Genomic DNA, 25,084 nt, shown 5'->3' with positions numbered 1-25,084 from the left:
TGTCTATACAATTGCGGCGAGCCTATCAGCGGGCCGGTGCTTGTCCAGTGCCGCCACGCCTAGCGCCGCAACAGGAACACGGCATGTTCGGCGCGCAGGTTGGCGGCGGCGTCGCCGCGGCGGCGGCTGCCGGTCAGGAACCAGGCGTGCTCGACGGTGATGCCGCGCTCCTTCACGAAGGCGCGGAAGTCGTCGATGGTGAGCTGGTGGATGTTCTGGGTCGCGTACCAGCTCACCGGCAGCGCCGCCGTCACCGGCATCCGCCCGCCCCAGGCGAGGCTCAGCCGCACCCGCCAATAGGCGAAATTGGGGAAGGAGACGAAGGCGCGCCGGCCGATCCGCATCAGCTCCGCCAGCACCTTGTCGGGCGCGCGGGCGGTCTGGAGCGTCTGGCTGAGGATCGCATAGTCGAACGCGTTGTCGGGATAGTTGACCAGGTCGGTGTCGGCGTCGCCCTGCACCACCGACAGGCCGCGCCCGACCGCGAGGCTGACATTGGCGGGGTCGATCTCGATCCCGCGCGCGTCGCAGCCCCTGGCGCGCAGCACGTCCATCAGCTCGCCGTCGCCGCAGCCGACGTCGAGCACCCTTGAAGCGGGTGCTACATGGTCGGCGATGATCGCCAGATCGGGGCGCAGCGCGCTCACCGGTCCTCCCCCGCGCGGAGGAAGCCGTCGACCACGCGGTTGAGCTCGGGCACGTCGAGCAGGAAGGCGTCGTGGCCGAAGGGCGAGCTCAGCTCGACGAAGCTGACCGGCGCGCCGGCGGCGTTGAGCGCGTGGACGATCGCGCGCGATTCGGCGGTCGGGTAGAGCCAGTCGGTGTCGAAGCTGACCAGGCAGAAGCGGGTCCGCTTCGCCCCCTGGAAGGCGCCCGCGAGCAGCCCGCCATGCTCCTCGGCCAGGTCGAAATAGTCCATCGCCCGGGTGATGTAGAGATAGGAGTTGGCGTCGAACCGGTCGACGAAGCTGATCCCCTGGTGGCGCAGATAGGATTCGATCTGGAAATCGGCGTCGAAGCCGAAGCTCTTGGCGTCTCGCGCCTGGAGGCGGCGGCCGAATTTCTCGGTCAGCCCGGCCTCGGACAGATAGGTGATGTGCGCCGCCATCCGCGCGACGGCGAGGCCGGCGGCGGGCGGGTCGCCCGCGGCGTAATAGTCGCCGCCGGCCCATTTGGGATCGGCCATGATCGCCTGGCGGCCGACCTCGTGGAAGGCGATGTTCTGCGCCGAGTGGCGCGCGGTGCTGGCGATCGCCACGGCGGAGCGGAGCCGGTCGGGATAGGTCGCGGCCCATTGCAGCACCTGCATCCCGCCCATCGACCCGCCGACCGCCGCCGCCAGCGTGCCGACGCCGAGATGGTCGAGCAGCATCGCCTGCGCGCGGACCATGTCGCGGATGGTGATCACCGGGAAGCGCATCGCATAGGGGGCGCCGGTCGCCGGATCGATCGTGCCGGGGCCCGAACTGCCGAGGCAGCTGCCCAGCACGTTCGCGCAGATGATGAAGTGGCGCGCCGGGTCGATCGGCTTGCCGGCGCCGACCATCCGCGTCCACCAGCCCGGCTTGCCGGTGATCGGATGGGTCGAGGCGACATGCTGGTCGCCGGTCAGCGCGTGGCAGATCAGGATCGCGTTGCCGCCGTCGGCGTCGAGGCTGCCATAGGTCTCATAGGCGATCTCGACCGGCGCCAGCCTCGCCCCGCCGTCGAGCCGCAGCGGGCCGGCCAGGGTCACGGAACGGGCGAGGCCGAAGCGGCTGTCGTCGGTCATGGGCGCCATCCGGGCTAGGACGGGGGCGGAGGGCTGTCAATGCGGGGGGCTTCGCCGTCGCCTCCTCTTCCGTCATGCCAGCGGAGGCTGGCATCCATGTCTGTATTCTTCTCAGATGCCATCGCGGGTGAAGAGAGACATGGACCCCAGCCTTCGCTGGGGTGACGTGCTTGGCGAAAGCATTGCAGCCCTTCGCCTTCCCCCGTAAAGCGCGCGCATGACACAGACCCTCGCGCCCAAGCCCTGGATCGATGCGATAGCCCCCTATGTGCCGGGACGGTCGACCACCGACGACGGCCGCAAGGTCGCCAAGCTCTCGTCCAACGAGAATCCGCTCGGCACCAGCGCGGCGGCGCGCGCGGCGTTCATGGCCGGCGCGGCGTCGCTCGATCGCTATCCCGACGCCTCGGCGGCGGACCTGCGCGAGGCGATCGCCGCCGCGCATGGCGGGCTCGATCCGGCGCGGGTGATCTACGGCACCGGCTCTGACGAGATCCTCCACCTCGCCGCCGGCGCCTATGCCGGGCAGGGCGACGAGGTGCTGTTCGTCCGCTACGGCTTCTCGGTCTATCCGATCGCGGCGCGGCGGGTCGGCGCGACCCCGGTACAGGCGCCCGACGCCGACTATGCGACCGACATCGACGCGCTGATCGCGCACATCACGCCCAGGACGCGGGTGATCTTCCTCGCCAATCCGAACAACCCGACCGGCACCTATACGAGCGGGGCGGAGATCGCGCGCCTCCACGCCGCGACCCCGGCCGACTGCCTGCTGGTGATCGACCAGGCCTATGCCGAATATCTCGAGGCGGGCGAGGACGACGGCGCGTTCGCGCTGGCGCAGTCGGCGGCCAACGTGCTGGTGACGCGGACCTTCTCGAAGATCTACGGCCTCGCCGCCGAGCGGATCGGCTGGGGCTATGCCGGCGCGGCGGTGGTCGACGCGCTGCACCGCATCCGCGCGCCGTTCAACGTGACGACCGCCGGGCAGATGGCGGCGATCGCCGCGCTCGGCGACACCGGCTTCGTCGCGCGCAGCCGCGACCACAATGCCCGCTGGCGCGCCTGGTTCGAGGGCGAGATCGCCAGCCTCGGCAACCAGGGGCTGCGCGCGGTGCCGAGCAAGGCCAATTTCTCGCTGGTGCTGTTCGAGGGCAAGCTGACCGCCGAGCAGGCTTACAAGGGGCTGATGGAGGCGGGCTATATCGTCCGCTGGCTGCCGGGGCAGGGCCTGCCGCACGGCCTGCGCATCACCATCGGCACCGAGGAGGAGGTCCGCGGCCTCGCCGCCGTGATCCGCCGCATGGTCGAGGCGGCGGGCTGATGCTGCCCTTCGCCCGGGTCACGATCATCGGGCTGGGCCTGATCGGCTCCTCGGTCGCGCGCGCGGTGCAGGCGCAGATGCCGACCGTGCGGCTGACCGGCCACGACGCCAGCCCCGAGGTGCGCGAACGCGCGCGCAGCATCGGCTTCTGCGACGACGTCACCGACACGGCCGGCGCGGCGGTGGTCGACGCCGATTTCGTCATCTTCTGCGTGCCGGTCGGCGCGATGGCGGCGGCGGCGGCGGAGATCGCCGAGGACCTGCCCGCCGACGCGATCGTCAGCGACGTCGGATCGTCGAAGGAAAGCGTGCTCGCGGCGCTGCGCGGCGCGCTGCCCGACGCCACGATCATCCCCGCCCATCCGGTCGCGGGCACCGAGAATAGCGGCCCCGACGCGGGATTCGCGACGCTGTTCCAGGGGCGCTGGTGCATCGTCACCCCGCCCGAGGGCGCCGATCCCACCGCGACCGAGCGGGTCGCCGAGTTCTGGCGGCGGCTGGGCGCCGACGTCGAGACGATGGACCCGCGCCACCATGACCGGGTGCTCGCCGTCACCAGCCACCTGCCGCACCTGATCGCCTACACCATCGTCGGCACCGCGTCCGACATGGAGGAGGTGACGCAGAGCGAGGTGATCAAATTCTCGGCGGGCGGCTTCCGCGACTTCACCCGCATCGCCGCGTCCGACCCGACGATGTGGCGCGACGTGTTCCTCGCCAACAAGGAAGCGGTGCTGGAGATGCTCCAGCGCTTCAGCGAGGACCTGACCGCGCTCCAGCGCGCGATCCGCTGGGGCGACGGCGACACGCTGTTCGACCTGTTCACCCGCACCCGCGCGATCCGCCGATCGATCATCGAGCAGGGCCAGGACGACGCCGCGCCGGACTTCGGCCGCGCCCACTGACCGTCGCGGGGCGGCCGTCGCCGTCCCACTGTGGCAAATTTACCCGGCCGGCCGAATTGCGTCCGGAGCGGTTCATTCCCTGATTGTAACGATCGGCTCCCTTTACTAGGTGCGCCCGGCAACCGTCACGCTAGAAACGTGAAATTTCAACAGGTTGCTTAAACGAAGCCGCATCTCAAGCGGCGCGTGCATTATAAGGGGTACTTATCTTGAAGATGATCAAAATCGCGGCCGCCGCCGCTGCCCTCGCCGCGACTCCGGCGTTCGCCGCCGACTTCGCCGGGCCCTATGTGGGTGGCGGCGTCACGCTCGACAACGTCCAGGGTTCGGGCGCGCTCGAAGGCGTCGGCTTCTCGGGCGTCGGCGCGACCGCGTTCGCCGGCTACAACCTGCCGGTCGGCGCTTCCACCTTCGCCGGCGTCGAGGCGAACATCGACCTCAACACCGCCGATGCCGGCGGGATCGAGGCCAAGTGGGGCTGGGGCGTCGGCGCCCGTTTCGGCTACAAGCTGAACGACAGCACCGCGCTCTATGCGCGCGCCGGCTATGCCCGCGGCAAGATCGAGGTGCTCGGTTCGAGCGGCTGGGGCGACGGCGTGCGCTACGGCGCGGGCCTCGAGACCCGCGTGACCGACAGCGTGTCGCTGCGCGCCGAGTTCACCCAGACCAACTATGAATCGGACATCATCAACAACCAGGGCACCCTGGGCATCGTGTTCGGTTTCTGATCGAAACGGGGAGGGCGCCGGGCGGGACCGGCGTCCTCCTTCCTTCACGGCCCGGATGGCGACTATCCGAGGGAGCTTCCATTTCCGTCATTCCCGTGAAAACGGGAATCCTTGGACGGCGGCACATCCAGTCAAAAGCGTCCCGTATCCATGGATTCCCGCTTTCGCGGGAATGACGGGGGAGAGGCGGTTTCATCCTGTCTCCGGCAGTGGCCTGCTATCCTTTTCGGCATGACGTTCGTGCCACTAGGCTCCGACCGCCGACCACTCTAGGATGGGCGGATGGCCTATCTCTACCTCGCCATCGCGATCGTCGCCGAGGTGATCGGCACCACCGCGCTCAAGCTGTCCGACGGCTTCACCCGCCCGCTTGCCTCGGTCGTCACCGCGCTCGGCTATGGCATCGCCTTCTTCTGCCTGTCGCTCACCCTGCGGACGATGCCGACCGGGGTCGCCTATGCGATCTGGTCGGGCGTCGGGCTGGTGCTGATCACCACCGTCGCCTGGCTGTTCCAGGGCCAGAAGCTCGACATCGCCGCGCTGATCGGCATGGCGCTGATCGTCGCCGGGGTGGCGGTGCTCAACCTCTTCTCGACCTCGATATCGTCCTGAGAGGGCTGTCTTGGAAATGCGCGGAAGAGCGCATTTCGGGCCGGTGCGGCCATGCGCCGACAGGCGCACTCCCGAACGCTCAGCGATCGAGCACGTTCATCGCGGCGTGGACCTGCGCCTCGATCTCGGCGCGGGGCAGGCCGGCGGGGAGGGGATCGCCCAGCCGGATGGTGATGATGCCGGGGCGCTTGAGGAAGCTGTTGCGCGGCCACAGCAGGCCGCTGTCGAGCGCGATCGGCACCACCGGCAGGTCGAGCGCCTTGTAGAGGCCGGCGAAGCCCGGCTGGAGCGGCGGTTGCTCGCCCGGCGCGACGCGGGTGCCTTCGGGGAAGATCAGGATCGAGCGGCCGCTGTCGCGCGCGGCGATCGCGGCGCGCATCATCCGGCGCAGCGCCTTGGCCGATCCCGCGCGATCGACCGGGATGACCCCCTCGCGCCGGGCGATCTGCCCGAACAGCGGGATGTCGGCCAGCTCGCGCTTCAGCACGGCGGCCGGATCGCCGACGACCAGCAGCAGCTCGAGCGTCTCGAACATCGACTGGTGCTTGGCGGCGTAGAGGTGCGGCCCCGGCGGCACATGGCCCTCGACCGACGATCGGATGCCGAGGATCCAGCGCGCGCACCAGCGGTGGAAGCAGGCCCAGCGCAGCGCGTGCCGCCGCAGCGGCGCGTCGCCGAACGGGACGATCAGGAAGGCGCTCAGCACCGCGACCACGGTGCCGGCATAGAAGAGGATCGCGAACAGGGTCGAGCGCAGGACGGTCATCATATCCCGATCAGGGCGGCGACCCGCCGCAGCAGATATTTGTTGTACTCGCGGACCAGGTCGACCAGCCCGGGCTCGGTCGGCACCGCGTCGGCGACGATCTCCAGCTTGTCGCCGGTCGCGTTGCGCAGGTCGAAGCGCGCGCGCACCATGTGCCAGTCGGAGGTGACGAGGCGGATCGACCGGTAGCGCCGCCGCGCGATCCAGTCGGCCGCCTCCGCCGCGTTGGAGCGGGTGTCGACCGATTCATGGCCGAGGTCGACGCAGCATTCGACCAGCGCCATCGGCGCCTTGAACTGGGCGGCGAGCTCGTGCGGGCGGACCCGCCGGTCGGCGCCGGAGATCAGCAGCCGCTTCGCCCGCTTCGCTTCGAGCAGGCGGAGGCCGCGCTCGACCCGGCCGCGTCCGCCCGTCATCACGACGATGCCGTCGGTGGCGATCCCGTCGGGCGCGGGCTGCGGCAGGAACAGCGCGAAGGCCATGAAGCCCGCGATCCACAGCAGCAGGGCGGCCGCCGCCGCGCGGACGATCACAGCCGCCGCCGGAGCGCGAGGATGATCGTCGCGCGCGCCGCCAGCGTCGCGAGCAGCGTGCCGGCGAGCGGCAGCAGCGCGAGGATGGCCCAGGCGACGAGCGGCAGGTCGACCGATCCGATCAGGTCCGACCCCACCCGCGCGATGCGATCGCCGACCGCGAAGATCACCAGCGAGGCGAGCAGCAGCCCGACCATCCCGCCGAACAGCGCGTCGGTGGCGATGCGCCGCTGGAAGAGCTGGGCGATCTGCGCGTCGGTCGAGCCGAGATGGTGCATCACGTCGATCGTCGCCTGGTGGGTGTTGAGCGCCGACCGCGCGGCGAGCACGACGGTGAACGCCGCCGCCGCCGCCATCAGCAGGACCAGCACCGCCGCCAGCCAGCGCAGCGAGGCGATCAGCCCGGCGAGCGGCGCCAGCCATTGCGCATGGTCGTCGATCCGCGCGCGCGGGCCGAGCGCCAGCACCGCCGCCTCGGCCGCCTGCTGTGCGCCCGCGGCGCCGGGGACGAAGGCGACGTCGATCATCGCCGGCACCGGCAGGTCGTTGTCGGCGAGGCCCGCGCCCAGCCAGGGGCGCAGCAGATCGGTGATCTCGCCGTCGCTGATCCGGCGCACGGCGGCGACGCCCGGCTGGCTGGCCAGCGCCCCGACGATGCGGTCGGCGGTGGCGTCGCGCCGCGCCTGGTCGGCATCGACGACCTGGACAGTGATCTGCCCCGACAGGTGCGAATCGAGCCCGCGCGCCGCGAAGCCCAGCGCCAGCCCGGCGGCGGCGGCGAGCACCATCAGGAACATCATGATCGCGATCACCCAGGGCATCGGCCCCGACAGCCAGCCCTCGGGCAGCAGCCGTCGGCCCGCCGCGCTGGTCAGCCAGTTGCCCGATCCCGTCCCGAACAGCGCCATCAGCGCGCTCCCCCGGGAGCTTCGAGCTTCCCATTGTCGAGCCTGCCACTATCCAGCCGGATCGTCTGGGCGTGGTGGACGCGCGGGATCAGGTGGAGGTCGTGGGTCGCGACCAGGATCGTCGTGCCGAGCTTGTTGAGCGCCTCGAACAGATAGAGCAGCCGCCCCGCCATGTCGGGGTCGACATTGCCGGTCGGCTCGTCGGCGACGAGGATCTCGGGCCGGCCGATCACCGCGCGGGCGATCGCGACGCGCTGCTGCTCGCCGCCCGACAGGGTGGCGGGGCGGGCATAGGCGCGGCCCGACAGGCCGACCCATTCGAGCATCTCGCGCACCGGCGTGTCGATGTCGGCCTCGGCGACGCCGTTCACGCGCAGCGGCAGGGCGATATTCTCATAGGCCGACAGATGCGGGATCAGGCGGAAGTCCTGGAAGACGGTGCCGATGCGGCGGCGGAAGCCGGGCATGCGCGCGCGCGGCAGGGTGACGACGTCCTCCCCGAACATGCGGATCAGTCCCCGGCTCGGCCGCTGCGCCAGGTAGATCAGGCGGAGCAGCGAGCTCTTGCCGGCGCCCGACGGCCCGGTCAGGAAGTAGAAGGCGCCCGCCGCCAGCCCGAAGCTGAGGTCGCTCAGCGTCTCGGCGCCCGACCCGTAGCGCAGGCCGACATTCTCGAACTGGACGATGTTGGCGGCCCCCGGCCTCATCCGCCTAGCCTCACTCGATCGACGCCTCGCACATGCCGCGAGCCATGGCACAGCATCGCCCCTCCCGCAAATGCTTGCAGCCGGAGTCATGTCAGGGTTAGGGAGGTGGGCGTGATACTCATCTGCCCCGCCTGCCAGACCCGCTATCTCGTTCCCGACGCGTCGATCGGCGCGACCGGACGGCAGGTGCGCTGCGCCAGCTGCCGCCATAGCTGGTTCCAGGGCCCGCCCGAGCCCGCCGCTCCCGACGCCGTGCAGGCCGCGCCGCCGCCCGCGCCGCCGCCGCAGTCGACCATCGTCGAGCCGGTGCCGCCGCCCGCGACCGCCGACAGCGAGCAGCCCGAGGCCGAGGTCCAGGCGCGCTACGACGGCCCGCAGGAGGTTGCCCCGATCCACGACCGCCCGAGCTACGACCAGGTGCCCGCGCTCGCCGGCCGGCCGCGCCGCAACACCGCGAAGCTGCTGACCATCGTCGCAGCGATCGTCGCGCTGGTGCTGGTGGCGGCGATCGGCGCGGTCGTCGCGGTCGGGCCCGACAAGCTGGCCGAGCGGCTGGGCCTCGTCCCCGCGCCGGTGCCGCTGCTGATCGAGATGACCGGCAAGCCCGAGCGGCGCGAGACGGCGAGCGGCAACGAACTGTTGGCGGTGACCGGCAAGATCGTCAACCCGACCGACCAGCCCCAGCCGGTCCGCGACATCCGCGCCGAGCTGCGCGACACGCAGGGCCGCACCGTCTATAGCTGGACGATCACCCGCCCGGTGCCGATGCTGGTTCCCGGCGGATCGGCCGAGTTCGACAGCGCCGCCGTCGACATCCCGCGCGGCGCGAAGAACCTGCATCTGAGCTTCATCGGCCCGACCGGGAGCTAGACCGCGTCGGGGAGCGGGTGGGATCGATCTCCGCCCCCAAACATGCGCCCGTCATGCCTGCGGAGGCAGGCATCCATGTCTGTCGCCTTCTCAGATGCCATCTGGCTGATGAGAGACATGGGCCCCTGCCTGCGCAGGGGCGACGGTTGATGGTTATCGCCCTTCCTTTCTTTTCCCTGCCGGGGAACAAGGCAGCGAGATTCCAGCTTTCGCTGGAATGACGAAGCAAAACGGGAAGGAGACGACATGCGCATCGGCGTGCTGACCGGCGGCGGCGACGTTCCGGGGCTCAATCCCTGCATCCGGTCGATCGCGCTGTCGGCGCTCGATCGCGGCTGGGAGGTGATCGGCTTCAGGCGCGGCTGGCAGGGCTTCCTCGAGATCGACCCCGCCGAGCGGGAGAGCGTCGCCGCGCACAGCATCGTCCTCGACCGCGAGGCGGTGCGCGGGATCGACCGGGTCGGCGGGACGATGCTCCACACCTCGCGCACCGACCCGCGCACCGTGGCCGGCGGCGACCGCACCGGCCATGTGCTCAAGGTGCTCGACGCGCTCGGCGTCGACGCGCTGATCACGCTGGGCGGCGACGGGACGCTGCGCTTCTCGGCGCATCTGTCGGCGCAGGGCTTCCCAGTCGTCTCGATCCCCAAGACGATGGACAACGACGTGTTCGGGACCGACTATTGCATCGGCTTCTCGACCGCGATCACCCGATCGGTCGACGCGATCAACGCGCTGCGCACCACCGCCGAGAGCCATGAGCGGATCGCGATCGTCGAGCTGTTCGGGCGGCGCAGCGGCGAGACGGCGCTGCTCGCCGGCTTCCTGGCGCAGGTCGACCGCACCGTGATCGCCGAGGTGCCGGCCGATCCCGAGGTGTTGCTGCCGCTGCTCGCCGCCGATCGCCGCAGCCGGCCCGGCGCCTATGCAATGTGCGTGATCTCCGAGGGGGCGAAGCTGGCCGGCGACGAGGCCGGCGACGGCGACCGGCGGCTGTCGGCGACGCAGCGCAGCGAGACGGCGGTCAGCCGGCGGCTGGCACTGCTGATCGAGCAGCGGGCGAAGGAGGGGACGATCGTCCAGCAGCTCGCCTATCTGATGCGATCGGGCGATCCCGACGCGCTCGACCGGATGGTCGGCTTCGCCTTCGGCGGCCTCGCCGTCCAGAAGATCGAAGCGGGCGAGACGGGCCGGATGCTGGCGCTGCGCGACGGCAATTACTGTCATGTGCCGATCGACACGCTGCTCGGCGGCACCAAGACGGTCGACGTCGACAGGCTCTACGATCGCGCGCGCTACCGGCCGAAGCTCACCCATGTCGAGGGCATGCCGATGTTCCTCTATTGAGGGCGCGGGGCGGCGGACAAGATTTATCGCGATAGCCCATTGCGCCCCGCCGAACCCTTTGCTAGTGGCGCGGGCCTGCCAGCATCCCGGCCATCCGGGATTCTCCTCGGTGTGCGGTCGTGGCGGAACTGGTAGACGCGCAACGTTGAGGTCGTTGTGGCCGAAAGGCCGTGGAAGTTCGAGTCTTCTCGACCGCACCACCCAGTCTGAAATCGCTGAGTCAAAGAGTTTCCGCTTCGGCGGAGCTCTCCACTCGCGCGCAGTTCCGCGGGATTTTGGGGACGCGGTGGATAGCGTTGAGGTCGAGAGACGCGCTGAGCTGCGGCATCATGGCGAAAGAAAAGGGCCGCGTCTCAGGCGGCCTAAATTCTGACCTCAGCGGTGGTTCAGGCGATGCCGAGCAGACCGCGCTGGCTGTGCCAGGCGAGTGGAAGATCGGTCGCCAGCAGGGACTTTGCCGTGAGGCTGGATGGCTGGCGTCCCTCGACGATGGCGGTGACGATATCGGGGGCCAGGCAGCTGATCGCCAGCAATCGTCCCAGCCGCTTGCGGCAGCGGCCGGCTTCGGTTGCGATCTGAAGCAGCGATTTGGTTCCCGATGCGAGCAACAGTTCACGCGCCGCAATGGCCTCGCCCATCAATGCGAGCAGCTTCGGATCGCGTCTGCGCTCCTGCATTGTGGCTGTGGCGGGCGCGGGAATAATCAATCGGATCTGATGGCCGCGACGGACGCGCACTGCTTCAGTGGAAATGAGAATGGCTTCTCCATCAGCGAGGCTGGTGGCCAGCTGCGCTGCGAGGCCATTCCGATCCAGCTCGATCTCGATTCGATCCGGTTGCAATGTGATCCGCCGAACGAGGGCATCGATCAGTCTGCCCTTCTCCGAGGATGATGGGCCAAGCAGATAGGCGGCGGCTATGTCGGCCTTGCTCAAGCTTCGGTGAAGTGTGCTCGCGTCATGCTCTGGAGCCAGCAGGGCGCTCAGCCCGGAGCTGTCCTTCAGAAACTCGGCGAGACGGCGGCAAACCAATGCCTCGATGTCATGCGCGGACACGCGCCATGCCGGTCCGCCATCGAGAGCGTCTGCCCGCGTGATGTAATAGCGATAGCGCTGCGAGCCCTTGTTCGCATGGCTGGGACTCATTGGCCGGTCAGCCCCATCGTGAAGAAGACCGATCAGCAAACTCGAATGCTGGGCGCGGAGTCGGCGGGCGCCGCCATTGGCTCCTGCCGCGATCTTGTCCTGAACCTGCTGCCAGAGCTCGACCGGGACGATGGGGTTATGGTCGCCCGGATAGGCGACGCCCTTGTGAACGATCTCCCCGAGATAGATGCGGTTGGACAGAAGGTGGTAGAGCGTTCCTCGCCGGAAGACACAGCCCCCTCTATGGGGGCCGCTGGTTTGCCGCTGGACCTTGGTACGATAGCCGTCCCGATCCAGCTCTTCGACCAGTTCCCTGACCGAGCCGAGATCGAGATAGCGTCGCATGATGTGACGGACCGTCTCGGCCTCTTCCTCGTGAACGACGAGCTTGCGATCCTGGACGATATAGCCGAGCGGCACAGGGCCTCCCATCCAGAGGCCTTTCTTCTTCGAAGCGGCGATCTTGTCGCGGATGCGCTCGCCGGTGACCTCGCGTTCGAACTGGGCAAAGGACAGCAGCACGTTGAGCATGAGCCGGCCCATGCTCGTCGTGGTGTTGAACGCCTGGGTGACTGAAACGAAGCTGGCGCCTGCCGCATCGAGAATCTCGACGATCTTGGCGAAGTCGGCGAGACTGCGGGTCAGCCGGTCGATCTTGTAGAGAACGATGACATCGACCTTGCCGCCGGCGACATCGGCCAGCAGCCGCTTGAGACCTGGCCGCTCCATATTGCCGCCTGAAAAGCCGCCATCGTCATAGCGATCCGGCGCCAGCGTCCAGCCCTCATGGCGCTGGCTCAGGATATAAGCGGAGCAGGCGTCAAACTGGGCGTCGAGGCTGTTATATTCCTGTTCGAGGCCGTCCTCGGTCGATTTGCGGGTGTAGACCGCGCAGCGAAGCTTAGTGCCGCGTCGATCGTCAGCCACGGCTAGCTACTCCGAAGAAGCGAGGGCCGGACCAGTGCGCGCCTGTGACTTCTCGCGCGATGGCGGAGAGGGAGGGATAGTGCCGGTCGTTCCAGAGAAAGCCTTTCTCAAGGGCCTCGACCGAAATGATCTGGCTGTTCCACTCACGTACGAAGCGAGTGCCGGGCCGAACTTCCGCGGTTGGTTTGATGGTCTCGGCCTCCTTTGATGACGCGCGTTGTAGCTCGCGCAGAACCGCTGCCGGCAAGCCGCCATGGCGCCGTTCCTGCAGGCGATGGGCGAGCAGGCGTTTCAGCAGAGCATCGGACACCGAGGGCGGTTCGGCTGCGCCCGCCCTCAGCCATTCCTCGCGGAGCTGCGCCGACGACATGGTCGTCAGCGCAGTCAGCTGCTTGTCGGTTTTCGACATGGTCAGGCGACAGCCATGGTGGCGTAACAGGTCGCGCCGTCACGGGTCGCCTTTTCGAGGATATGGCCTTTCTTGCGCAGGCCGGTCAGAGCCGCGCGTGTCGTGTGCGGCAACCAACCCGTCGCATCGATGAGTTCAGCCAGCGTCGCTCCCTGCTCCCGGCGGAGCATGTCCAGCACCATATCGATTTTCTTCACCGGTTTTGCGGTCGGAGGCTGCACCTCGCCTGCGGCTGCTTTGCCTTTGTCGGTAATGATGAGACCGAAGGTCTTGCCTTCTCCGATTCGCCAGACCTGAGTCTGATCGCCGGTTTCGACCTCCATCGCGAACTTGTGTTGGAGCAACTCGCCATAGGAGGTGCGGAGCATCTCACTCAGCTCGCCAAGTCCTTCCGGTGGCGGCAGCAAATTACCGTCAGGTCGCGTTGCGGCGGCGGACAGGATGAGCTTGTGGATGTCAGTAAGCTTGAACTTGGCCATGGATGGTCTCCTTTAGGGAGCGACGTCATGTCGTTCCCACCACCCACAGCCCCGCCGGTCAGACCGATCAGGGCGGCGGCCAATATCCAGGGCCGCGATTCAGTGACGACACCAACGCTCTGCCGGCGACGGAAGTCGAGCGAATTGTGGCCGTGGCGAATGGCAATGCCCTTTGCTCCATTGTAGATTTAATGACTGGAACGGGGCCGGGTCCGGCCTGTCCGGTTCTAGGCGCGAAAATGGGTGAAGCTGCCGTTCGTTTGAACCGACACGCCGGTCAGCAGCCGCCGACATACCCGTCATTCTCCGCTTCGGAATAGGCCGTCGAAAGCTGTGCTCCGTTCAGGCACTCGCCAGGAACGGCAAATGGGTCGCTGGCGGACCTGCACCTCTTGGTAGATTGGTCGCGAAAGCAGATATCATCGAGGTTGCCCCCGACGGGAAATGTCACCATCTCGTTTCCTCTATGTTCTGAAATCCGCTTGGCGATTACGTATTTCACAAACCATCTTCTCGTTGCGGAGGCGTTCCGCTATGAGTGAGGGATGGGAAGAACGCAGATCGGGGGTGGTTTACTGGCGCTCGTATCGGGCTTCGCTGCGGCGTTGCTTCCGATGACGTGGCCACAGCCATCCGCTTTAGAGCTTGGGATCGCGTGGAGTATCCTCGCGATCCTTGCCGCGCTTGGCATCTTCCTTATGTTCAAAACGCCGAAGGAAGATGGGATGTCGAGTGGTAACGGAAGTGGGCCTACGCCGCCTAGTCGCCCCAAAGGGCCAGTAGGCATCTACATGGAGGGATGCACAAACTCTGTCACGGAGGGAAACATCATTGAGGGATTCGACAACCCCATTGTCGACATAGGGGGGGCTAACAACACTCACCAGCGTAATATCTTCCGCCGGAAGAAAAAGCCCTAATCCGGCTTTATCCCTAGCCGGGCACTTCTCGACCAGCCTCCTCATCCGCCCATTGAACCCTTCATCCTTCATAGCGGGCAATGAGCCGGTCCAACCGATCAAGCAATTGGCGTGCACCGGGCGTCCAACCATCGCGATCGAAGTAGGACACCATCTCCCGGCGCTGGGCGTGAAGCTGGGCGACAAGCTCTTCACAAGTCGGCATCACAAACTCAACCATGTTCAATCCTTTCGCTTCTCAGCGGGCTTCTGGCTTGCCAATGCCCTTAATCGCTTCTTGAAGCGGTCCTCGTCGTCGTCGCACTCTAGCTCGCGCGCGGCTTCCTTGAATTTGTCGAGCTGGGATTTGGGCTCGTCGGTCATGGAGAACCTTCCTTCGTGCTGACAGGCACCAATTTCTGAAGTTTGAGCGAGCGCGTTTCATTGCCCGTCGCCACGACCCGAGAAACCTTCTCATTGATAGTCGCCAGGTAGGGCGCACCGACCGTCGTTTTTTCCTTCACGAAATCATCAGCCAAGCCGCCTTGGAAACTCTCCCCGCCGGGCACGACCAAATGAAATTTTCCGATCTCAATATCGAGACCAACAAGAATACCTTTTGCATCGAACGTATTAGGTTCTTCGTCCTTTGCATTATGGAAGATCGTGCTTAGATCAAAGAAGCGGTTCTTTTCGATAAACTGGCCGCGCTGAACACCATCTGGCCGCTTGATCACCAGATCGACAGCCGTTTCCCATTTAGCATTAACATCGACCCACCGGCAGAGTTGAGTGACGAGAGCAGGACCCAAATGCCTAGAGGCATCGACAGCGGCGTCGCTATCGGAAACGTCGAGGAACTCCGAAAATACATCGATTACTTCGTCAAGCTCTCCCTTCAGGAGATCGCGCTCGTTTTCAACGGCGAGTACAATCCCCAAAGAGCCTGGGTACGTATAAGCAAAATTGAGCCGCGTCTTTGCTTCGATTTCGCGCGAGTATTTTGCTTTTGCCTTTGGTCCTGCCTTTAGAAAATCGGCCGCGCCCGTAAAGGATCGCTGAAAGGCATGCACGCTATCGGCAACCGCCTCGACGGCATAAATGTCAGAGCCACTGATCAAGCGGTATCGTATCAGGTCTATAGAACCGGTGGCCGCGAACCTCTCTAAAAGCTCTTGGCTCCGGGCCGCTCGGCGCTGGGCGGAGCCAAGGCCCAAGGCAAGTCGCTCATTAGCGGGGTCGGACCTGAGGGCAAACTCCATCCTCTGCACAATCGACGTGTGCTCTCGAACCTGAGATAGCGCCTCCGAAAAGTCCATACTTACCTGAAGGGGATCACGACAAAACCCTTTAACCAGCTTGAGTTACGCTCCCTCGACCACTGCCATGCCCAGCCATCTGGATCGTTATCCCCGCCATGCAGCGGGTGCGCCTTAGGATAAAGTTGGCAGAGAAAAAGATCAAGGCATTTGTCAAATCCGGGATTGTAGTCGTCGAACTTTTTTAAATAAGAAAATGCATCTTCATCTAGGTTGTCAATAACTTCACTTAAAACCATAAGAGAGCCGTCGATGTCATCAGGCTCAGGGCATTTGGTTATAAAGCTGCCATCTAACCACAGTTCGCACGGTATTTGATATTGTTTCAATGGTTGGAGGACTGACGTTTTAAATTCCTGCCAAATTGTTGAACGCGAGCTACCACCCAGCCCCACCACGAACTGAGTTTCAAAATCGCCGATCGTCATTTCGTGACGGCCAGCCGACAGCAGCGGTTCGTAGTCCTTCTTCAACGCCCCCGGTCTCTCTTGTTCCCTTCGGTTCGCAGACGTAACGGGGCCCACTACCGAGAGTCAAACGTCTCCCAGCCTCTGTGCGGTTTGGTACGCCACCGACTACGCCTTTTGGGAGAGGGGCCCTTTCTCTCCGCCTTCTTACCGGCCGAACCAGCTACCAGTAGCACGGTAGGTCAGCCGCTTGCCGACAATGCCCCTCACTGCGTTATCCGCGCGAGCCTTGTCGTCGATGCCCAGCTTCGCACGGTTGCAATACCGGAAGTCGAACTCAGCGAGGTAGCGGTGCAGATGCTGCTCGCCGCAATGCTGATAGACGCCCTTCATGCCGCGCTTGAAGATCGAGAACGAGCCTTCGACCGTGTTCGTGTAAACGTCGCCCCGGCCATACTCGCCGATCGAGTGATTGACGGTTTCGTGGCTCGCGAAGTCCTTACCGAGCATCTTGTAGAGCCGGGCCTGATCAGTGATCAGTCGGGCCTCCTTGGCGATGTTGGCCTTCACGATCGGCTCCACATAGCAGGAGATCATCTGGTCGAAGTTGAACGAGCGTATCTGGCCGCTGTCGCGATCGACGAGGCTGATGACCTTCATTTTGTGCGCGCCGGACTGGCGGACGGGCTGACCTTTGAGGACGCCGATATAGGTCTCGTCGACCTCGACCGCGCCACCGCCCGAACCGAACGGAACGGCAAGCTCGCCGGAGCGCAGAGCTTCGCGGATGCGATGCGAGAGGAACCACGCGCTGTTGTACTGGACCTCAAGGATGCGACTAAGCTGGTGCGAGCTGATGCCCTTCTTGCTCGACACGATCAGGTGAACAGCCTGGAGCATCTTGTGCAGGGGAAGCTTGGCATCCTCAAACACGGTGCCGACCTTGGCCGTAAATTGCTTCCGGCACTCACCGCACTTCTTGAGGCCATGGCGGACAACGCCCTCGGGGTTCTTCTTGCTGGGCTTCGAGCGGACGCCTTCCAGCTTGTAGACCCGGCCACCGACAACGCCGCAGTGCGGGCATACGATGCCGTCCGCCCAAATCACGCTTTCGAGATATTCGAAGGCAGCGGCTTCATCGTGAAAGCGGGGCTGAGAGAGAACGGACATTCGGTAGGCTCCTTATGCCTCTGTTCCTACCGTGTTCCGTTGGGTTTGTCAAATACGTAATCGCCATCCGCTTGATGGTAAAGCGCGACGTGAAGAAAGATGTGTGCTGACCGCAGGAGCAGGATTTGGCTACCCTATTTTTTTCGTACTCCCACCAAGACGAAGCGCTTCGCGACCAGCTCGAGACCCAGCTGGCAATGCTCAAGCGTCAGGGTGTTATCGAAACGTGGCACGATCGCCGCATCGGGGCCGGCCAAGAGTTGCACACCCAGATCAGCGATCATGTTGAAAATGACGACATCATCCTGCTGCTTGTCAGCCCGGACTTCCTCGCTTCCGATTACTGCTATGATCAGGAAATGCTGCGAGCCATGGAACGCCATGATGCGGGCGAGGCAATCGTCATCCCCGTGATCTTGCGCCCCTCGGAGGGCTGGACGGGAGCGCCCTTCGGAAAATTGAATGCGGTCCCGGCCGACGGCAAGCCGATCACGCTGGCCCCAGATCGCGATCAGGCCTTTGTCGAAGTGGCAGGGGCGATCCGCAAGGCAGCAGCGCGCCTCGCTCCCAAGCCGACTCCTTCCCCGCCGGCGGTCGCGCAGATGCGCGCCGCCGCGCCTCAGTCATTCGGCTCTACTCCAACGGAAAACTTCGCGCCACGGTCGAGCAATCTGAGGCTCGCCAAGACTTTCTCCGAGCGAGACCGGGATCGCTTCAAGGTCGAGAGCTTCGAGTATATTGCCCGCTTTTTCGAAACGTCGCTCGGTGAACTCGAGGCCCGTAACCCCGGGATCGAGGGCAGTTTCCGACGCGTCGATGCGAACCGCTTCACCGCATCGATTTATCGTGCGGGTCAGGCGGTCTCCCGCTGCACCATCTTCATCGGTAGTTCCATGCTCAGCGACGGCATCGCCTTCGCGCATGGTGAGACCAGCTCTAGCAATTCCTTGAACGAAAGCCTGTCTGTGGTGGCAGACTGTAGGACTGTACGGACTCGCGGGACATCTTTCATGCTGCTGACTGGCAGCCGGGAGGATGGATCCGATGACCAAGGAAGAACGCGACATTCAGCGCAAGCTCAAGGTGCTGCGCCATGCCGAGAAGAGCGGCCATGTGGCCAGGACCTGCCGGTATTTCGGCGTGGGACGGTCAAGCTTCTACCGTTGGAAGGCCGCCTACGCGCAACGTGGCGAAGCCGGACTGATCAACGCCAAGCCCATTCCGAAGAACCCCGCCAACCAGACGCCGCCCGAGGTCGTCGACAAGGTCCTCTACCTGCGCAGCAAATACCACCTCGGATCTATCAGAATCGTCTGGTACCTCGCGCGCTATCACGGCATCGCGATCTCCGATGCGGGCGTGACGCGCATCCTGCGGCGCAATGGTGTCGGCCGGCTGCCGCGCGGAACGCGCATGCGCAAAGTCCACACCAAACGCTACAACAAGCAGGTTCCCGGCCATCACATCCAGATGGACGTCAAGTTCCTCACCTTCACCGGAAAGCGCGGCGAGAAAATCCGGCGATTCCAATATACCGCCATCGATGACGCAACCCGCGTCCGGGCGCTCAAGGTCTACGACAAACACACACAAGCTAACGCGATCGACTTCGTCGATCACATCATCGAAAAGTTCCCGTTCCGCATCAAGGAAATCAGGACCGACAATGGGCATGAGTTCCAGGCCAAGTTCCATTGGCACGTCGAAGATCAGGGCATCCGTCATGCTTACATCAGGCGTGGAACCCCGCAGCTGAACGGCAAGGTCGAGCGCTCCCATCGATCAGATCAGCAGGAGTTTTACCAGCTCCTCTCCTACAAGGGCGACGTCGATCTCGAGGCCAAGCTCAGCGAGTGGGAAAACTTCTATAACTTCAATCGGCCGCACGGTGCCTTCAACGGTAAAACACCCTATGAAGCGCTCAGGGAGCGCCTATAGTCTCATGCAATCGATGTCCCGCTAGAGCATCAACCTTACACTCAGGCGCTTCGCCTTTTCGGGTGACGGGGATGTCGATCGCTATCTCGCCCTGGTGCGCCGCTATCCCGCCGTGTTGGCGACCGTCCAGACGCAGCTCGACGCTCAGGAAAAGGCCGGCGTCCGCCTGCCGCGCGAAGCGGCCGGGCGCGTGCGTACCGTATTGCTCGGCCAGGTGCAGAAGCCCGAGCAAAGCTTTGCATGGCCCGATGACATGCGCCTGGCGCCATTGTCGGCACCGGCCAGGATGCGGTTGCGCGATGCCTTGCGCGAGGCGATCGCCCACTCGGTCAATCCCGCGCTCGAGGCCCTCGCGGCCCGCTTCGGCCCACAGTATCAAGCCAATGCCCCGACGCGCTTTGGTCTCGCGCAATATCCCGGCGGCAAGGCCTATTATCGGGCCTTGATCCGGCGTGAGTTGACCCTCGAGGACTCCCCCGAGGAACTGTTCAAGGCCAGCCAGCATGCCCTCGACATGATCGAGTCCGAGCTCAAGGCGTTGCGCGGCGAAATGGGCTGGTCGGGCTCGCGTCGGGCCTTCGAGGATCGCCTTCGGCAGGATACGCGCTTCACCGCGAAGACGACCGCCGAGGTCGAGGCGACCTATCTCGATTATCTGCATCGGATGGATCCGTTTATGCCGATCCTGTTCTGCCGGCCGCCGCCCTATGGCTATGGCGTCGCCCGCGCGTCACCTGCACAGGAAGCGGCGCTCACCTTCGGATATGCCGATATCCAGATCCATCCCGAGCGGCGCGGCATGTATTATTATAACGGCTCGCAACTGGATCAGCGCTCGCTGCTGCCTGCCCAGGGGCTGATCTATCATGAGCTCGCGCCCGGCCATTATTGGCACGACGCGATGCGCTTCCTGAGCAAGTCGATGACGGACTATCCGCGGCGGAACATGGCCTTCGACGAATCCTGGGGCGATTTCGGGCAGCAGCTGGCCTATGAGCAGGGCGTGTTCCGCACGCCGCAGGAGAAATATGGTCGCCTGCTGTTCAAGGCGATGTTTCACGCGCGGGCGCTCGCCGATATCGGCGTCAACTATCATGGCAAGAGCTTCGACTGGGGCCTGGCCGTCCTGCGTCGCTACACCTTCGAATCCGATTTGCAGAACCGCGCTTCGCTGATCCGCGACACCACCGACTGGCAGGCGCAGATCCTGCCCTACAGCTTCGGATCGCAGACGATTCTGCGGCTGAGGGAACGGGTTCGGGGCGAACTGGACGATCGTTTCAGCGAGCCGCGCTTCTACGATGCGATCCTGATGACGGGCGGCGCTCCCTTCCCGGTGCTCGACCGGCATCTCGACTGGTTCATCGAGCAGGAGCGGAAGGGCGGGGCGCCCGGCATATGCGTGTGATCTGCCGCGTCTATCAGCCGGCTTGCGTGGCGCCCGCCAGCAACAGCGCCTGATCGGCGAAAAAGGGCGCCGATCTCGACCGGGGACATCCGCCCGGCCGGGTTCACCCAATTGGAGACATGTTCGCACATGCCGATGATGGCGAAGGCGGTCAGCATCGGGTCGACGATCTGGAACGCCCCTTGCGCCGCGCCGTCGCGCAGGATGGTCTTGAGCATGTCGAAATGCTTCTTCTCGAGTTCCCGAAGCGTCGCGCCCTGCTCGGCCGTCAATATGTCGTTGCGCCGACGCATCCCGTATACGAGCGCCATGTACATGAGCGCGATCGATTCATAATTGATCAGCTGGTGGACGATGTGCTGCGACGTGAACTGGCTCAGCCTGGTCACCGCATCCGCTTTGGGGTCGACCGAGGCCTCGGTCGCCTCGATCAGACCCGCGACCGCCAGCCTCAGCGTTTCGAAGACGATGTGCTGCTTGTTCTCGAAATGATAATATAGCGTGGCGGGCGTTATGTCGGCATCGCCCGCAATCGCCTTCATCGACGTATTTTCATAGCCCAGCTGGGAAAACAGGCGCGACGAGGATTTGTGTAGGGCGGTGACAAAGTCGGCCACGGGAGCGCCGGCATAGGAGCGGGTGCGGCGGAGAGAAAATCTGCCAGGTGGTAAGCTGCCCGCTTTGGGGCGGCGGGGATGTTTGGCTTGGAGAGCTACGCGGCCGTACGGCGTTTCGTGTTCGTGGAAGGTCATAGCCGGCGGGAGGCGGTGAAGGTGTTCGGTCTGAGCTGGGACACGGTGACGAAGATGTGCGCGTTTTCACCGCCGCCGGGCTACCGGCGCACGAAGCCGCCGGAGAAGCCGAAGCTGGGACCGCTGTTGCCGGTCATCGACGCCATCCTGCGCGAGGACCGGCTGTCGCCGACCAAGCAGCAGCATAGCGCCAAGCGGTCTTTGCCTTGTTGATCCGGTTGGTCACAAGGTTCTGGATCGAGTCGGCCGCCTCGTAGAGCAGCTTGCGGACCGTCCTGTTGCCCTGGTTGGTGATGCCTCCCGTCCAGTCGAGTTCGCCCGACTGGTGTCGACGCGGGACGAGGCCGAAGTAGGCCCCCGTCGTCCTGGATCACTTGAACTGGCTCGCATTGTCAAAGGCTTGGCAGGCCGGAGAAGCATCGGTGCTTTCCTTGAGCTGGCGATCCATCTGCCCAAGCGCCTCGTGGAAGGGAAACGGCCGTTTGCGTCGTTGCCGTTGACAGGTACAAAATATCAATTGCACTAGCATATGTGTGTGCATATAAATCGTGATGACCAACCGTAGAGGGAGGTCGTCCGACGGAAGCGGTGTGCGCCACCCGTTCGCTCGGATCGTCAAGCTGTTCGTCTGGGGAGATATAATGAGAACGTTTCTGCGCCGATCGGCCCTCTTGGTAACGTCCGTCCTGGCTTTTACGGCGCCGCTGCCGACGTTCGCGAAGTCGGCTGTGTCCGAGCTTGCCCCACCTGCGCGGACCAAAGCCAATGCTCGACCCAATGTCATCGTCATCCTGGCAGATGACATGGGCTATCGCGATATTTCCGCGAACGGCAATCCCTGGATCGAGACGCGGAATATTGATAGCATCGGACGTGATGGCGCGAAGTTCACGAGCGGCTATGTCAGCGCTCCGTTGTGCAGTCCGTCGCGCGCGGGTCTGGTGACCGGGCGTTATCAGCAGCGCTTTGGGTTCGAATATCAGGTCTCGACCGGCGCGTTCCCGGAACTGAGCGAAGCCCGTATGCCCGACGGCAGCCTAGCCGCATTGCAGGGTGAAGCGGAATTTGCGCGCCGTGGTGTCCCGACCACAGAACGGAATATTGGTGAACTATTCAAGGCTGCCGGTTACCAAACCGGCGTTATCGGTAAATGGCACCTTGGTCACGGGCAGCAGTTCCTGCCGCAGAACCGTGGGTTCGATTACTCGAACATTTTCTACGGGAACACCAGCATCCAATATGGAGATCTATCTAACCCTGACTATATCAGCCAGAAGGTCGATTTTCATGATGAATCGCCGTTGACCGCGTGGACGCGCGAGGGCCTCAACGGCGTCCGTGAGAATGGTCGCCTGATCCATGTCGAACAGTATCTACTCGAGTATTTCCGCGATCGTGCTGTCGATTTCATCGAGCGAAACAAGGATCGGCCGTTCATGCTGTACCTTCCGATGAATGCCCCGGTACCGCCGCTGCAGGTGCCGATCGGCTATTTCGAGGCGTTGCGGAAGACGGTCCCGAATATTAATGCTCGGGCGTACAATGCCCTGCTCCTGGCACAGGACCAGGCAGTAGGAGCGGTACTGGAGAAGCTTAAGGCAACCGGCCTCGACAAGAACACGATCGTCGTCTTCTTGAGCGACAATGGCGGTGCGATGAGCCGCCCCGCGAGCAATGCACCCTATGCGGGAGGCAAGAACTCTACTTATGAAGGCGGTATCCGGGTTCCCTTCATGATGCGCTGGCCGGGCCGCATTCCTGCTGGTTCGGTTTATGACAAGCCGGTAATCAGTCTCGATATTCTGCCCACCGTCGCTGCCGCTGCCGGCGTTTCCACGAAGACCGCGCAGCCGCTCGATGGTGTGAATCTCCTTCCCTATATCGAGACGCAGAATCCAGGCACGCCGCATGAGGTGCTGTTCTGGAAGCTGGTCGGCGAATCCGCAGTCCGGTTGGGCAAGTGGAAGCTGTGGCTTAACAATGCGACGGGCGAAAGTGCGCTGTATGACCTTGAAGCGGATGCATCGGAAACGCGGGATCTCAGCGACAGCTTCCCGCAGGTGAAAGCCGATTTGCATGCGCGTTACGTGAGTTGGAACAACACCCTGCCGCCGCCAGCTTGGGCCGACATGAATCAGTATCCCGCGCCCAAGGCGAAGGCTGCGCGCACCATGCGCTCGGGTGAATAGCACACATATCGGAAGGCGCGCCGCCACCCCACGTGGCGGCGCGCGATTTTTCACATGCTTTGCAATGTAGACTGGGGCTAAGAAGTCATCATGACGCGTGCATCCCCGGACCCGTCGCAGTTCAATCTCGAAATGTTTCTGCCGCATCGAATCGCGTGTCTGCACGATCTGACTCAGACTGTGCTCGCTGGGGCGTTAAGCGAACTGGGGCTGACCGTCGCCCATTGGCGGGTCCTGCACTGCTTGGCTCAGCTAGGGCCAAGCGACCTCAATTCCATTGCGGCGTTCACCGTGCTTCAACAGTCTACGCTCAGCCGGTCTGTGGCGAAACTCGGCCAGTTTGGCCTCGTCTCGATCGATCGTCTCGAGGGCGATCGGCGCCATCTCGATGTCCTGATCACGGAGAAGGGCCTGGCGAAGCTGTCGGAAGCGATTGATATCGTGACGACGCGATTGCGAGAGACCTTCTCGCTCTCGGACCGGGAAGAAGGCTCTCTGATCCGAGAGATCAATCGCATCGTCGATACGCTTGTCGTTCGGCAGGCGCGGCGGTGACGAGCCTGTCTGGGTCTTCTGCATTCCCCGGCACGGACCTGCGCGGCATGGTGCGGGTCGAGGGCGGTGTCTTTGTGATGGGCGACGACCGCTTCTATCCCGAAGAAGCGCCCGCCCGCCGGGTGCGCGTTGGGTCGTTCTGGATCGACGTCAACCCCGTCACCAATCGCGAGTTCGCCAGTTTCGTCGAGGCAACGGGCTATCGTACGACGGCTGAGCAGGTGTCGGATGTCCAGGATTACCCGGGCGTTGACCCGGCTCTGCTCCAGCCGGGATCGCTGGTCTTTCGCAAGGCGCGGGGGCCGGTGGATCTGAGCAACCCCGCGGAATGGTGGGAGCTTTGCTTTGGCGCCGACTGGCGACATCCGTTCGGTCCTGGAAGCGGCCTGACGGACATGTGGGATCATCCGGTCGTCCATGTCTCCTATCTGGATGCCGCTGCTTATGCCCGTTGGCGTTGTAAGGCGCTGCCGTCTGAGGCTGAATGGGAATTTGCCGCGCGTGGCGGACTGGACGGACGGGCTTATGCCTGGGGCGACAGTCCGCGACCTGACGGAGCGGTGCTCGCCAACTACTGGCAGGGCTTATTCCCTTTCGCGAATACATGTGAGGACGGCTGGGAGGGAACGTCTCCCGTGGGAATCTACCCGGCCAACGCCTATGGCTTGTTCGACATGATCGGTAATGTCTGGGAATGGACCGACGACTGGTGGTCACTTCCCAAGACCCGGTCGGGGCAGGGCAAGAAGAAGCGCGGCTCATGTTGCGCGCTGCCCGACCCGCGTGGTGGAACGCAGCGCGGCAGCTTGGATCCGGCGCTGCCGCTCGTTCGATTTGGACGAAAGGTCATCAAGGGTGGCTCGCACCTTTGTGCTGACAATTATTGCCAGCGATATCGACCCGCCGCTCGGCATCCGCAGATGATCGAGACGTCGACCTCGCACATCGGGTTTCGATGCATCATCCGAGACTGGGGGCGATAACGCCGACGGCGATCCGGCGGATACCGACCGTTG

At 64.4% G+C, this 25,084-nt stretch carries 27 protein-coding genes, 1 tRNA gene and 3 pseudogenes; 14 read left to right on the top strand and 17 right to left on the bottom strand.

The genetic code is table 11. From position 1 onward, the window contains the following. Positions 1–59: 59 nt before the first annotated feature. Both metW and metX read right to left on the bottom strand, forming a co-directional pair. Positions 60–647, bottom strand: a complete 588-nt coding sequence (gene metW, locus HRJ34_RS18105; RefSeq protein WP_029992702.1) for a methionine biosynthesis protein MetW — start codon at positions 645–647, stop codon at positions 60–62. Continuing rightward, positions 644–1,771 carry a homoserine O-acetyltransferase MetX gene (gene metX / locus HRJ34_RS18100; protein ID WP_208632056.1) on the bottom strand — a complete coding sequence of 376 codons (1,128 nt, stop codon included), beginning with the start codon at positions 1,769–1,771 and terminating at the stop codon, positions 644–646. The genes metW and metX overlap by 4 nt, the downstream gene beginning before the upstream one ends. 217 nt (positions 1,772–1,988) lie before the next feature. On the opposite strand from metX, the gene hisC reads away from it, so the two are divergent. The 4 genes from hisC to HRJ34_RS18080 all read left to right on the top strand — a co-directional run bounded on the left by hisC (position 1,989) and on the right by HRJ34_RS18080 (position 5,340). Further along, on the top strand, positions 1,989–3,095 hold the full coding sequence (gene hisC / locus HRJ34_RS18095; RefSeq protein WP_208632055.1) for a histidinol-phosphate transaminase: 1,107 nt from the start codon (positions 1,989–1,991) through the stop codon (positions 3,093–3,095). Then, positions 3,095–4,000, top strand: a complete 906-nt coding sequence (locus tag HRJ34_RS18090; protein ID WP_208632054.1) for a prephenate/arogenate dehydrogenase family protein — start codon at positions 3,095–3,097, stop codon at positions 3,998–4,000. The genes hisC and HRJ34_RS18090 overlap by 1 nt, the downstream gene beginning before the upstream one ends. A gap of 215 nt (positions 4,001–4,215) precedes the next feature. Beyond that, the gene (locus HRJ34_RS18085; RefSeq protein WP_226948682.1) at positions 4,216–4,728 is read left to right on the top strand and encodes an outer membrane protein; all 513 of its coding nucleotides are present in this window, start codon (positions 4,216–4,218) and stop codon (positions 4,726–4,728) included. A 282-nt stretch (positions 4,729–5,010) separates the two neighbouring features. Beyond that, entirely contained in the window at positions 5,011–5,340 is a 330-nt protein-coding gene (locus tag HRJ34_RS18080; protein WP_012049209.1) for a DMT family transporter, read from the top strand. A gap of 79 nt (positions 5,341–5,419) precedes the next feature. Here HRJ34_RS18080 and HRJ34_RS18075 read toward each other — a convergent pair whose 3' ends face one another. Genes HRJ34_RS18075 through ftsE form a run of 4 tightly spaced genes read right to left on the bottom strand, consistent with a single transcriptional unit; the run spans position 5,420 to position 8,254 of the window. Continuing rightward, entirely contained in the window at positions 5,420–6,106 is a 687-nt protein-coding gene (locus tag HRJ34_RS18075) for a lysophospholipid acyltransferase family protein (RefSeq protein ID WP_012049210.1), read from the bottom strand. Beyond that, the gene (locus HRJ34_RS18070; protein ID WP_012049211.1) at positions 6,106–6,639 is read right to left on the bottom strand and encodes a YdcF family protein; all 534 of its coding nucleotides are present in this window, start codon (positions 6,637–6,639) and stop codon (positions 6,106–6,108) included. Before HRJ34_RS18070 ends, HRJ34_RS18075 begins: the two co-directional genes overlap by 1 nt. Then, the gene (locus HRJ34_RS18065; protein ID WP_208632053.1) at positions 6,636–7,547 is read right to left on the bottom strand and encodes a cell division protein FtsX; all 912 of its coding nucleotides are present in this window, start codon (positions 7,545–7,547) and stop codon (positions 6,636–6,638) included. The genes HRJ34_RS18070 and HRJ34_RS18065 overlap by 4 nt, the downstream gene beginning before the upstream one ends. Further along, positions 7,547–8,254 (bottom strand): cell division ATP-binding protein FtsE, encoded by a 708-nt coding sequence (gene ftsE / locus HRJ34_RS18060; protein WP_012049213.1) that lies wholly within the window; start codon positions 8,252–8,254, stop codon positions 7,547–7,549. The genes HRJ34_RS18065 and ftsE overlap by 1 nt, the downstream gene beginning before the upstream one ends. A 111-nt stretch (positions 8,255–8,365) precedes the next feature. On the opposite strand from ftsE, the gene HRJ34_RS18055 reads away from it, so the two are divergent. From HRJ34_RS18055 to HRJ34_RS18045, 3 genes are all read left to right on the top strand, one after another. Continuing rightward, entirely contained in the window at positions 8,366–9,124 is a 759-nt protein-coding gene (locus HRJ34_RS18055) for a zinc-ribbon domain-containing protein (protein ID WP_208632052.1), read from the top strand. A 246-nt stretch (positions 9,125–9,370) separates the two neighbouring features. After that, the gene (locus HRJ34_RS18050) at positions 9,371–10,471 is read left to right on the top strand and encodes a 6-phosphofructokinase (RefSeq protein WP_208632051.1); all 1,101 of its coding nucleotides are present in this window, start codon (positions 9,371–9,373) and stop codon (positions 10,469–10,471) included. Positions 10,472–10,584: 113 nt separating this feature from the next. After that, positions 10,585–10,671, top strand: a tRNA-Leu gene (locus HRJ34_RS18045). Positions 10,672–10,857: 186 nt separating this feature from the next. On the opposite strand, the gene HRJ34_RS18040 is transcribed toward HRJ34_RS18045, so the two are convergent. The 8 genes from HRJ34_RS18040 to HRJ34_RS18005 form a co-directional block, all read right to left on the bottom strand. Continuing rightward, the gene (locus HRJ34_RS18040; protein WP_047169674.1) at positions 10,858–12,543 is read right to left on the bottom strand and encodes a recombinase family protein; all 1,686 of its coding nucleotides are present in this window, start codon (positions 12,541–12,543) and stop codon (positions 10,858–10,860) included. Then, positions 12,536–12,952 (bottom strand): DUF2924 domain-containing protein, encoded by a 417-nt coding sequence (locus HRJ34_RS18035; RefSeq protein ID WP_208631976.1) that lies wholly within the window; start codon positions 12,950–12,952, stop codon positions 12,536–12,538. The genes HRJ34_RS18040 and HRJ34_RS18035 overlap by 8 nt, the downstream gene beginning before the upstream one ends. A gap of 2 nt (positions 12,953–12,954) precedes the next feature. Further along, positions 12,955–13,431, bottom strand: coding sequence for a DUF3489 domain-containing protein (locus HRJ34_RS18030; RefSeq protein ID WP_047169676.1), 477 nt, complete (start codon positions 13,429–13,431; stop codon positions 12,955–12,957). Between the two features lie 981 nt (positions 13,432–14,412). Then, positions 14,413–14,571 (bottom strand): hypothetical protein, encoded by a 159-nt coding sequence (locus HRJ34_RS18025; RefSeq protein WP_157034316.1) that lies wholly within the window; start codon positions 14,569–14,571, stop codon positions 14,413–14,415. Between the two features lie 2 nt (positions 14,572–14,573). Beyond that, complete coding sequence (locus tag HRJ34_RS18020) at positions 14,574–14,714, bottom strand: hypothetical protein (protein ID WP_198148676.1); 141 nt, start codon at positions 14,712–14,714, stop codon at positions 14,574–14,576. Continuing rightward, positions 14,711–15,592 (bottom strand): hypothetical protein, encoded by an 882-nt coding sequence (locus HRJ34_RS18015; RefSeq protein ID WP_157034317.1) that lies wholly within the window; start codon positions 15,590–15,592, stop codon positions 14,711–14,713. Before HRJ34_RS18015 ends, HRJ34_RS18020 begins: the two co-directional genes overlap by 4 nt. Positions 15,593–15,651: 59 nt before the next feature. After that, entirely contained in the window at positions 15,652–16,122 is a 471-nt protein-coding gene (locus tag HRJ34_RS18010; RefSeq protein WP_208632050.1) for a DUF6932 family protein, read from the bottom strand. 141 nt (positions 16,123–16,263) lie between these two features. Further along, complete coding sequence (locus tag HRJ34_RS18005) at positions 16,264–17,226, bottom strand: IS1595 family transposase (RefSeq protein WP_047169679.1); 963 nt, start codon at positions 17,224–17,226, stop codon at positions 16,264–16,266. Positions 17,227–17,423: 197 nt separating this feature from the next. On the opposite strand from HRJ34_RS18005, the pseudogene HRJ34_RS29495 reads away from it, so the two are divergent. Beyond that, positions 17,424–17,594 (top strand): annotated as a pseudogene (locus HRJ34_RS29495) (TIR domain-containing protein); the annotation flags it as partial. Positions 17,595–17,849: 255 nt separating this feature from the next. Here HRJ34_RS29495 and HRJ34_RS29250 read toward each other — a convergent pair. Next, a complete protein-coding gene (locus HRJ34_RS29250) occupies positions 17,850–18,149 on the bottom strand; it encodes a hypothetical protein (RefSeq protein ID WP_226948846.1) in 300 nt (99 codons plus the stop codon). A gap of 121 nt (positions 18,150–18,270) precedes the next feature. Here HRJ34_RS29250 and HRJ34_RS17995 point away from each other — a divergent pair, with 121 nt between their 5' ends. Continuing rightward, the gene (locus tag HRJ34_RS17995; RefSeq protein WP_083434634.1) at positions 18,271–19,164 is read left to right on the top strand and encodes an IS481 family transposase; all 894 of its coding nucleotides are present in this window, start codon (positions 18,271–18,273) and stop codon (positions 19,162–19,164) included. 94 nt (positions 19,165–19,258) lie between these two features. Further along, complete coding sequence (locus HRJ34_RS17990; protein ID WP_208632049.1) at positions 19,259–20,572, top strand: DUF885 domain-containing protein; 1,314 nt, start codon at positions 19,259–19,261, stop codon at positions 20,570–20,572. On the opposite strand, the gene HRJ34_RS17985 is transcribed toward HRJ34_RS17990, so the two are convergent. Beyond that, positions 20,461–21,324, bottom strand: a complete 864-nt coding sequence (locus HRJ34_RS17985) for a TetR/AcrR family transcriptional regulator (protein WP_083434629.1) — start codon at positions 21,322–21,324, stop codon at positions 20,461–20,463. The genes HRJ34_RS17990 and HRJ34_RS17985 overlap by 112 nt on opposite strands. On the opposite strand from HRJ34_RS17985, the pseudogene HRJ34_RS17980 reads away from it, so the two are divergent. After that, positions 21,268–21,522 (top strand): annotated as a pseudogene (locus tag HRJ34_RS17980) (IS21 family transposase); the annotation flags it as partial. The gene HRJ34_RS17985 and the pseudogene HRJ34_RS17980 sit on opposite strands and share 57 nt — an antisense overlap. Positions 21,523–21,565: 43 nt before the next feature. Here the strand turns inward: HRJ34_RS17980 and HRJ34_RS29650 are convergent. Further along, positions 21,566–21,694: pseudogene (locus HRJ34_RS29650) on the bottom strand (transposase); the annotation flags it as partial. A 271-nt stretch (positions 21,695–21,965) separates the two neighbouring features. Between HRJ34_RS29650 and HRJ34_RS17970 the strand changes: the two are divergent. From HRJ34_RS17970 to HRJ34_RS17960, 3 genes are all read left to right on the top strand, one after another. Next, a complete protein-coding gene (locus tag HRJ34_RS17970; RefSeq protein WP_198148679.1) occupies positions 21,966–23,513 on the top strand; it encodes a sulfatase-like hydrolase/transferase in 1,548 nt (515 codons plus the stop codon). A gap of 90 nt (positions 23,514–23,603) precedes the next feature. After that, positions 23,604–24,068, top strand: coding sequence for a MarR family winged helix-turn-helix transcriptional regulator (locus HRJ34_RS17965; RefSeq protein WP_083434631.1), 465 nt, complete (start codon positions 23,604–23,606; stop codon positions 24,066–24,068). Between the two features lie 47 nt (positions 24,069–24,115). Next, complete coding sequence (locus tag HRJ34_RS17960; RefSeq protein WP_047169686.1) at positions 24,116–25,051, top strand: formylglycine-generating enzyme family protein; 936 nt, start codon at positions 24,116–24,118, stop codon at positions 25,049–25,051. The last annotated feature ends 33 nt before the right edge of the window (positions 25,052–25,084 follow it).

Origin of the sequence: Rhizorhabdus wittichii (assembly GCF_017607425.1) — a bacterium.
In the GTDB taxonomy this organism is placed as follows: domain Bacteria; phylum Pseudomonadota; class Alphaproteobacteria; order Sphingomonadales; family Sphingomonadaceae; genus Rhizorhabdus; species Rhizorhabdus wittichii.
The sequence above is the reverse complement of the archived record's forward strand: the minus strand, read 5'-3'. Positions and strand labels throughout refer to the sequence as shown.